The organism is Streptomyces antimicrobicus, assembly GCF_020532625.1.
Lineage (GTDB): Bacteria > Actinomycetota > Actinomycetes > Streptomycetales > Streptomycetaceae > Streptomyces > Streptomyces antimicrobicus.
The window spans coordinates 1-8471 of record NZ_JAJAUY010000202.1 but is presented as its reverse complement, the minus strand read 5'-3'; the positions used below and the strand labels follow the sequence as shown (position 1 = coordinate 8471).

The following is an 8471-nucleotide window of genomic DNA, read 5'->3' as shown; positions in this document are numbered from 1 at the left end:
ACGACCCGCCGAGCGCCCCGCTGCCTGGCCCGCTCGCGCAGGGCCGGCACGGTGAGCGCCCCGGCGGCGACCGCGCACAGCACGCCCAGCGCCCGGCCCACCCGCCCGGCCTCCTCCTGCAGCCCCCGGCCCGCCAGCAGCCGCAGCACACCCGGCCGGGCCGTCTGCACCAGGGCCCCCGCGAGGTGGACCACGGCCGGTCCGGCCAGCGCCAGTCCCAGGGCGGTCAGGGACCAGCCGGCCAGCATCCCGGCCGGGCCCCGGCCGGCGTACGCCTCCACGGCCAGCCCGCACGCGGTCAGGGCGACGCCCCAGGGCAGCTCGGTCTGCGGGGTGCGCCGCGGCCGGGGCCGTGACGCGAGGGCCGCCGCGGCCGAGGCGGTCAGCGGCAGCACCGTGAGCAGGGTCAGCGCGGCGGCCACCGGCAGCGGCCGGTCGGCGTGCAGCAGCTTCGCCCCGGCACCGTCGAAGGGGAGCCCGGTGAGTTGGCCGCGCAGGTGCAGGAAGGCGGCCAGCGCCAGCAGGCTGCCCAGGGTGCAGGCCACGGCGGTGGAGACGGCCGCGACCACGGCCCGCCGCAGGGGCCCGAGCCCGGCCGCGTCCAGTCCTTCGGGGGGCAGGGTGGCCGGGTCGGTACGGGCGACGGCCACGGCCAGATGGACGGTCAGGGCCAGCGGGACCAGCGTCCACAGCAGCCGCGGGAACGATCCGGCAGGGGAGTCCAGGGCGCCGGCCAGGACGAACAGCAGCAGGAAGCCGGAGCCGGCCGACGCGGCGGCGACCAGCAGCCGGCGCAGCTGGACCAGGGGCCGGGAGCCTCGCACTAGGCGGAGAGCGAGCACGCCGCCTGACCCTCCGTGTCGGTGGGCGGTACGGGGCCCGCGGCCTCGGCCGGGCGCCCGTCGAGCAGGGCCAGCCGGCGGTCGGCGGCAGCGGCGCAGTCGGCGTCGTGGGTGGCCATGACCACGGTGATGGCGTGGGAGCGGGCCGCGGTGGTGAGGGTGCGCAGCAGCAGGGCGCGTTCGGCGCGGTGCAGCGGGGCGGTGGGCTCGTCGGCGAAGATCACCGCGGGTTCGTTGACCAGGGCCCGCGCCAGGGCGACCCGCTGCGCCTCGGCCCGGTTCAGGGCGGAGGGGCGCTTGGACGCGAAGGCGCCGATGTCGAGGCGCTCCAGCCATTCGGCGGCCACGCGCTTGGCGGTCCGGTGGCCGGCCCCGGTGATCAGCAGCGGCAGGGCGGCGTTCTCCCAGACCCGCAGCTCGGGCAGCAGCTGCGGCTGCGGGCCGAGCCAGCCGAACCGGTCGCGGCGCAGCCGCTCACGGGTGAGGGGACCCATGGTGTGGACGGGGACGCTGTTGAACCAGACCTCCCCCTGGTCCGGCACCAGCTGCCCGGACAGGCAGCGCAGCAGAGTGGTCTTGCCGCTGCCGCGCGGGCCGGTGACGGCGAGGATCTCGCCTTCCCGGACGCCCACCGAGACGGCCACGAGGCCGGGCGAGCCGCTGTGGGAGTAGTGCAGGGACCGTGCCCAGAGCACATCGTTGTCCGGTGGAGCCACCATGGCGTACACCTCCGTCCGGGGGAACGAAGCGGAGCCGGATCGGTCACTGGCGCCGTAAAGAGATGTAAAGAGACAAAGCTGCTCGGTGGCGGCAGCACACGGCCCGGACCCCCCGTTCTCACTCGAACGGAGGATCCGGGCCGGGAGGCGGACCGAAGGGGAGCTGTGCCTACAGCTTGGTCCAGGCCTCGGTGAGCACCGTACGCAGGATCTGCTCGATCTCGTCGAACTGCTGCTGGTCGGCGATCAGCGGCGGGGCCAGCTGGACGACCGGGTCGCCGCGGTCGTCGGCGCGGCAGTAGAGGCCGTTGTCGAAGAGCGCCTTGGACAGGAAGCCGTAGAGCACGCGCTCGGTCTCCTCGTCCGTGAACGTCTCCTTGGTCTCCTTGTCCTTGACCAGCTCGATGCCGTAGAAGTAGCCGTTGCCGCGGACGTCGCCGACGATCGGCAGGTCGTGCAGCTTCTGCAGCGTCTTGAGGAAGGCGCCCTCGTTGTCCAGCACGTGCTGGTTGAGGCCTTCCTTGTCGAAGATGTCGAGGTTGGCCAGGGCCACGGCGGAGGACACCGGGTGGCCACCGAAGGTGTAGCCGTGCAGGAAGGTGTTCTCGCCCTTGTAGAACGGCTCGGCGACGCGGTCGGAGACGATGCAGGCGCCGATCGGGGAGTAGCCCGAGGTCATGCCCTTGGCGCAGGTGATCATGTCGGGCACGTAGCCGAACTTGTCACAGGCGAACATCGTGCCCAGGCGGCCGAAGGCGCAGATGACCTCGTCGGAGACGAGCAGCACGTCGTACTGGTCGCAGATCTCACGGACCCGCTGGAAGTACCCGGGCGGCGGCGGGAAGCAGCCGCCGGCGTTCTGCACCGGCTCCAGGAAGACCGCGGCGACGGTGTCGGGGCCCTCGAAGAGGATCTGCTGCTCGATCTGGTCGGCGGCCCAGCGGCCGAAGGCCTCGGGGTCGTCGCCGTGGATCGGGGCGCGGTAGATGTTGGTGTTCGGGACCTTGTGGGCGCCCGGGACGAGCGGCTCGAAGGGGGCCTTGAGCGCCGGCAGACCGGTGATGGACAGGGCGCCCTGCGGGGTGCCGTGGTAGGCGACCGCACGCGAGACGACCTTGTACTTGGTCGGCTTGCCCTTGAGCTTGAAGTACTGCTTGGCCAGCTTCCAGGCGGTCTCGACGGCCTCGCCGCCGCCGGTGGTGAAGAAGACCTTGTTCAGGTCGCCCGGCGCGTAGTCGGCCAGGCGCTCGGCGAGCTCGACGGCCTTCGGGTGGGCGTAGGACCACACGGGGAAGAAGGCGAGCTCCTGGGCCTGCTTGTAGGCGACCTCGGCCAGCTGCTTGCGGCCGTGGCCGGCGTTGACCACGAACAGTCCGGCGAGACCGTCCAGGTAGCGCTTGCCCTTGTCGTCGTAGATGTAGGTGCCCTCACCGCGCACGATGGTGGGCACGGGAGAGTTCTCGTACGAGGACATGCGGGTGAAGTGCATCCACAGGTGGTCGTACGCGGTCTTGGACAGGTCCTGGGTCACGGTTATCGAGTTCCCCACATGTAGGTCTGCTTCTTCAGCTTCAGATAAACGAAGCTTTCGGTGGATCGCACGCCGGGGAGCGCGCGGATCTTCTTGTTGATCGTTTCCAGCAGGTGGTCGTCGTCCTCGCAGACGATCTCCACCATCAGGTCGAACGAGCCCGCGGTCATCACCACGTACTCGCACTCGGCCATCGCGGTCAGCGCGTCGGCCACCGGGTCGACGTCGCCCTCGACGTTGATGCCGACCATGGCCTGGCGCCGCAGCCCCACCGTGAGTGGGTCGGTGACGGCCACGATCTGCATGACGCCCTGGTCGAGCAGCTTCTGCACGCGCTGGCGCACGGCTGCCTCGGACAGGCCGACGGCCTTGCCGATGGCGGCGTAGGGACGGCGTCCGTCCTCCTGCAGTTGCTCGATGATCGCCAGCGACACAGCATCGACCGAAGGGGACGGCTGCCGGTTCCTGGTATCTGCGCTTCGACTGACCACGCCATCACTGTGCACGAGGAGTCGACAGTTCCGCAACCCGGAACCGATGAAATCCGTTGTCGATCGTCTTCGATCTCACGGATTTCGTAGTTCATTCATGCTGGGCCTGTCGAAAGCGTCACCAGAGGGACTACTCTGGGAGAGTTGTCTCAACCGTTGGACATGGGATCAGGAGTGTGGCTGGAGTGACCACCGAACTGCGTCGTCTGCGCAACTACATCGGCGGGGAGTTCAAGGACGCGGCCGACGGGCGGACCACCGACGTGGTCAACCCGGCGACCGGCGAGGTGTACGCCACCGCCCCGCTCTCCGGGCAGGCCGACGTGGACGCCGCCATGGCCGCCGCCGCGGCCGCCTTCCCGGGCTGGCGCGACACCACGCCCGCCGAGCGCCAGAAGGCGCTGCTGGCGATCGCCGACGCCTTTGAGGCGCGTGCCGAGGAGCTGGTGGCGGCCGAGTCGGAGAACACCGGCAAGCCGCTGGGCCTGACGGCCAGCGAGGAGCTGCCGCCGATGGTGGACCAGATCCGGTTCTTCGCCGGCGCCGCGCGCATGCTGGAGGGCCGCTCGGCCGGCGAGTACATGGACGGGATGACCTCGATCATCCGCCGTGAGCCGGTCGGCGTCTGCGCCCAGGTGGCGCCGTGGAACTACCCGATGATGATGGCCGTGTGGAAGTTCGCGCCGGCCATCGCCGCGGGCAACACCGTGGTGCTCAAGCCCTCGGACACCACCCCCGCCTCCACCGTCCTGATGGCCGAGATCATCGACTCGATCCTGCCCAAGGGCGTCTTCAACGTCATCTGCGGCGACCGCGAGACCGGCCGGATGATGGTCGAGCACGAGACCCCGGCGATGGCCTCCATCACCGGCTCGGTCCGTGCCGGCATGCAGGTCGCCGAGAGCGCCGCCAAGGACGTCAAGCGCGTCCACCTGGAGCTCGGCGGCAAGGCCCCCGTCGTCGTCTTCGAGGACTGCGACCTGGCCAAGGCCGTCGAGGACATCGCCGTCGCCGGCTTCTTCAACGCCGGCCAGGACTGCACCGCCGCCACCCGCGTCCTGGTGCACGAGTCCATCCACGACGAGTTCGTCGCCGCGCTGGCCAAGGCCGCCGCGGACACCAAGACCGGTCAGCCGGACGACGAGGACGTGCTCTACGGCCCGCTGAACAACCCCAACCAGCTCAAGCAGGTCGCGGGCTTCATCGAGCGCCTCCCCGCCCACGCCAAGGTAGAGGCGGGCGGCCACCAGGTCGGCGACAAGGGCTACTTCTACGCCCCGACCGTCGTCTCGGGCCTCAAGCAGGACGACGAGATCATCCAGAACGAGGTCTTCGGCCCGGTCATCACCGTCCAGTCCTTCACCGACGAGGCCCAGGCCCTGGAGTACGCCAACGGCGTCGAGTACGCCCTCGCCTCCTCGGTGTGGACCAAGGACCACGGCCGCGCGATGCGCATGTCCAAGAACCTCGACTTCGGCTGCGTGTGGATCAACACCCACATCCCGCTGGTCGCCGAGATGCCGCACGGCGGCTACAAGAAGTCCGGTTACGGCAAGGACCTCTCCGCCTACGGCTTCGAGGACTACACGCGCATCAAGCACGTGATGACCTCGCTCGGCTGAGCCGAGGCCGGCGGCCCGGGGGCCACGACCGAGCGCTGAAGGGGCGGGTGGTAGACAACATGTCTATTGCCCGCCCCTTCGCCGTAACCCAGTCTGTGGATCATGCCTGAACCCCTCCTCTCCCGCCGTACCGCCCTGCGCGGTCTCGGCGCCGCCGGCCTGCTGGCCTCCCTCGCCGGCTGCGGGGTCCCCGCCGCCTACGTCCCCGAGGACCGCAGGGGGGCGGCGGACCGGTCTGCGCGCGACCGGACGGTGTCCTTCGCCAACTGGCCCCTGTACATCGACACCGACGACGAGGACGAGACCCGGCGCCCCACGCTGGAGTCCTTCGCGGAGCGGACCGGCATCGAGGTCCGGTACAGCGAGGAGATCAACGACAACGACGAGTTCTTCGGCAAGGTCGGCCCCGCCCTGATGAACCATCAGGACACCGGCCACGACCTCGTGGTGGTCAGCGACTGGATGGCCGCCCGCTTCGTCCACCTGGGCTGGGCCCAGACGATGGACCGCTCGGCCCAGCCGAACGTCGCCCGCCACCTCGACCCCCAACTGCGCTCGCCCGCCTTCGACGAAGGCCGCCGGCACACCGTGCCCTGGCAGTCGGGCATCACCGGCATCGCCTACAACCGCAAGGCACTCGGCCGCGAGATCCGCTCCACGGCGGATCTGTGGCACCCCGACCTCAAGGGCAGGGTCACCCTCTTCTCCGGTCTGGACGAATCCTTCGCGCTCCTCATGCAGGGCAACGGCGTGGACGTCACCCGGTGGACCGAGAACGACTTCCACCGCATGTGCGACCAGGTCGAGGAGCTGGTGCGCAAGAAGCACATCCGCCGCTTCACCGGCAACGACTACACCTCCGACCTGAGCAAGGGCGACGTCCTGGCCTGCCAGGCGTACTCGGGCGACGCCGTCCAGCTCCAGGCCGACAACCCCGACATCGAGTTCGTGGTGCCCGAGGAGGGCGCCGAGCTCTGGGCCGAGAGCCTGCTGATCCCCAACCTCGCCCGCCACAAGGCCAACGCCGAAGCGCTGATCGACCACTACTACGACCCGACGACCGCCGCCGAGCTCGCCGCCTCCGTCAGCTACGTCTGCCCGGTCCCGGCCGCCCGCGAGGTCCTCGCCGGCTCCGGGGACAAGGAGACCGCCGCGCTCGCCGAGAACCCGCTGGTCTTCCCGGACGAGGCGATGCGCGAACGCCTCGCGGTCGCCCGCGACATCTCCTCCGCCGAACGCCGCGCCCTGGCCGGCCGCTGGAACTCCCTCGTCGGCCTGTAGCGACGCGCGGGCCGGGCCGGCGGCGTGCCGGGTCGAACGGCGGCGTGCCGGGTCGAACGGCGTGCCGGGCCGGTCGGTCAGCGCCCGGCCCGGGCGCGCTCGGCGGTCAGTACGTCGATCCGGTTGGTGGTGATCGAGTCCACCCCGGCCGCGAGCAGCCGGCGCACCGCCCACCGGGTGTCCGCCGTCCACGCCGACACCCGCAGCCCGTCCGCGTGCAGCGCGGCCACCAGTTCCCGGTCGACCAGCCCGAACCGGTAGTTGAGCCAGGCGGGGGCGACCGCGTCGATCAGCACCCGGCGCGGCGGGCTCAGCGTCGTCCAGGTCAGGGCGATCTCGGCGCCCGGGTCGGCGGCCCGCACCGCCAGCATGGTGCGCGGGCCCGCGCAGTAGTACGTACGGTCCCGGGCCCCGCACGCCCGCACCAGGTCCACCACCGCGCGGGCGGCCTCGTACGTGGCGCCGGGCAGGTCGATCATCAGCCGGCCGGCCCCCGCCGCGGCGAGGGCCTCGCGCAGCGTCGGGACCCGGCCGTGCGTCAGCTCGCGCAGCTGCGCCGCCGTGAGGGCGTCCAGGCGTACGTCGTGGCGCCACAGCCGCTTGAGCGTGTCGTCGTGCAGCAGGACCGGGACCCCGTCCCGGGTCAGCCGCACGTCGATCTCGACGGCGTCGGCCCCGCGCGCGAACGCGGAACGCAGCGAGTCGAGGGTGTTCTCCCGGAACCGGTAGGGATCGCCGCGGTGACCGACGGCAGTCAGGGTGCGCATGATCCCATTCTCGGCAGCGGTCAGCCGGCCAGCCAGGTCTCGGTGTACGTGTCGATCTCCGCCACCAGCCGGGCCTTGCCGGCCGCGTCGAGGAAGGAGGCCTCCACGGCGTTCTTCGCGAGCCCGGCGAGCCCCCGCTCGTCGAGGTCCAGCAGGCGGGCGGCGACGGCGTACTCGTTGTTGAGGTCGGAGCCGAACATCGGCGGGTCGTCGCTGTTGATGGTGACGAGCACGCCGGCCTGCACCATCTCCTTGACCGGGTGCTGGTCGAGGTCGGCGACGGCCCGGGTGGCGATGTTGGACGTCGGGCAGACCTCCAGGGCGATCCGGTGCTCGGCGAGGTACCGCAGCAGCTCCGGGTCCTGGGTGGCGCTGGTGCCGTGGCCGATGCGTTCGGCGCCGAGGTCGTTGATCGCGTCCCAGACGGTCTGCGGGCCGGTCGTCTCCCCGGCGTGCGGCACGCTGTGCAGGCCGGCGGCGCGGGCGCGGTCGAAGTACGGCTTGAACTGCGGGCGCGGCACGCCGATCTCGGGGCCGCCGAGGCCGAAGGAGACCAGGCCCTCGGGGTGCAGGTCCACGGCGAGCCGGGCGGTCTCCTCGGCGGCCTCCAGGCCGGCCTCGCCGGGGATGTCGAAGCACCAGCGCAGGATGACGCCGAGCTCGGACTCGGCGGCCCTGCGGGCGTCCTCGATGGCCTCCATGAAGGCCTTCTCGTCGATGCCGCGGCGGGTGGAGGAGTACGGGGTGATGGTCAGCTCGGCGTAGCGGATGTTCTGCCGGGCCATGTCGCGGGCGACCTCGTAGGTCAGCAGCCGGACGTCCTCCGGGGTGCGCACCAGGTCCACTACGGAGAGGTAGACCTCGATGAAGTGGGCGAAGTCGGTGAAGGTGAAGTAGTCGGCCAGCGCCTCGGGGTCGGTGGGCACCTTGGAGTCCGGGTGGCGGGCCGCCAGCTCGGCGACGATGCGGGGTGAGGCCGAACCGACGTGGTGGACGTGGAGCTCCGCCTTGGGCAGCCCCGCGATGAACGGGCGCAGGTCGGGCATGAGGGGGCCTCCGATGACACGGTTGCGGGCAGGTCGGGCCCATCGTAGGCAGAGCGCCGGGCCGTCGGCGGCGGCCCGTAGCATGGCCGCAGGAGGGGGAACCGATCATGTCCGACCAGAGTCCGCAGCCCCGCGACCCGTGGGCCCCGCCGGGCGCGCCCGGCCCGGGGGG

General features: G+C 71.4%; 8 protein-coding genes. 2 read left to right on the top strand and 6 right to left on the bottom strand.

From position 1 onward, the window contains the following. The 4 genes from LG632_RS28665 to LG632_RS28650 all read right to left on the bottom strand — a co-directional run. The coding region (locus tag LG632_RS28665; protein WP_226730666.1) for a hypothetical protein at nucleotides 1-842 on the bottom strand (842 nt) is incomplete at its 3' end. After that, entirely contained in the window at nucleotides 824-1561 is a 738-nt protein-coding gene (locus tag LG632_RS28660; protein WP_264202373.1) for an ABC transporter ATP-binding protein, read from the bottom strand. The genes LG632_RS28665 and LG632_RS28660, both read right to left, overlap by 19 nt. A gap of 169 nt (nucleotides 1562-1730) precedes the next feature. Next, on the bottom strand, nucleotides 1731-3110 hold the full coding sequence (locus LG632_RS28655; protein ID WP_226730662.1) for an aspartate aminotransferase family protein: 1380 nt from the start codon (nucleotides 3108-3110) through the stop codon (nucleotides 1731-1733). Beyond that, entirely contained in the window at nucleotides 3095-3598 is a 504-nt protein-coding gene (locus LG632_RS28650) for an Lrp/AsnC family transcriptional regulator (protein WP_219667283.1), read from the bottom strand. Before LG632_RS28650 ends, LG632_RS28655 begins: the two co-directional genes overlap by 16 nt. 170 nt (nucleotides 3599-3768) lie before the next feature. Between LG632_RS28650 and LG632_RS28645 the strand changes: the two genes are divergently transcribed. Both LG632_RS28645 and LG632_RS28640 read left to right on the top strand, forming a co-directional pair. Next, nucleotides 3769-5205, top strand: a complete 1437-nt coding sequence (locus tag LG632_RS28645; protein WP_226730660.1) for a gamma-aminobutyraldehyde dehydrogenase — start codon at nucleotides 3769-3771, stop codon at nucleotides 5203-5205. A 102-nt stretch (nucleotides 5206-5307) separates the two neighbouring features. Next, entirely contained in the window at nucleotides 5308-6486 is a 1179-nt protein-coding gene (locus LG632_RS28640) for an ABC transporter substrate-binding protein (protein WP_226730658.1), read from the top strand. Nucleotides 6487-6563: 77 nt separating this feature from the next. Here LG632_RS28640 and LG632_RS28635 read toward each other — a convergent pair whose 3' ends face one another. Then, nucleotides 6564-7253 (bottom strand): glycerophosphodiester phosphodiesterase, encoded by a 690-nt coding sequence (locus LG632_RS28635; protein ID WP_226730656.1) that lies wholly within the window; start codon nucleotides 7251-7253, stop codon nucleotides 6564-6566. A gap of 20 nt (nucleotides 7254-7273) precedes the next feature. Further along, entirely contained in the window at nucleotides 7274-8299 is a 1026-nt protein-coding gene (locus LG632_RS28630) for an adenosine deaminase (RefSeq protein ID WP_226730654.1), read from the bottom strand. Nucleotides 8300-8471 lie beyond the last annotated feature (172 nt).

Bases quoted from the DNA above. Each gene is read 5' to 3' on its own strand.
- LG632_RS28660 (WP_264202373.1), bottom strand. From the start codon at position 1,561: ATGGTGGCTCCACCGGACAACGATGTGCTCTGGGCACGGTCCCTGCAC.
- LG632_RS28640 (WP_226730658.1), top strand. From the start codon at position 5,308: ATGCCTGAACCCCTCCTCTCCCGCCGTACCGCCCTGCGCGGTCTCGGC.
- LG632_RS28635 (WP_226730656.1), bottom strand. From the start codon at position 7,253: ATGCGCACCCTGACTGCCGTCGGTCACCGCGGCGATCCCTACCGGTTC.
- LG632_RS28630 (WP_226730654.1), bottom strand. From the start codon at position 8,299: ATGCCCGACCTGCGCCCGTTCATCGCGGGGCTGCCCAAGGCGGAGCTC.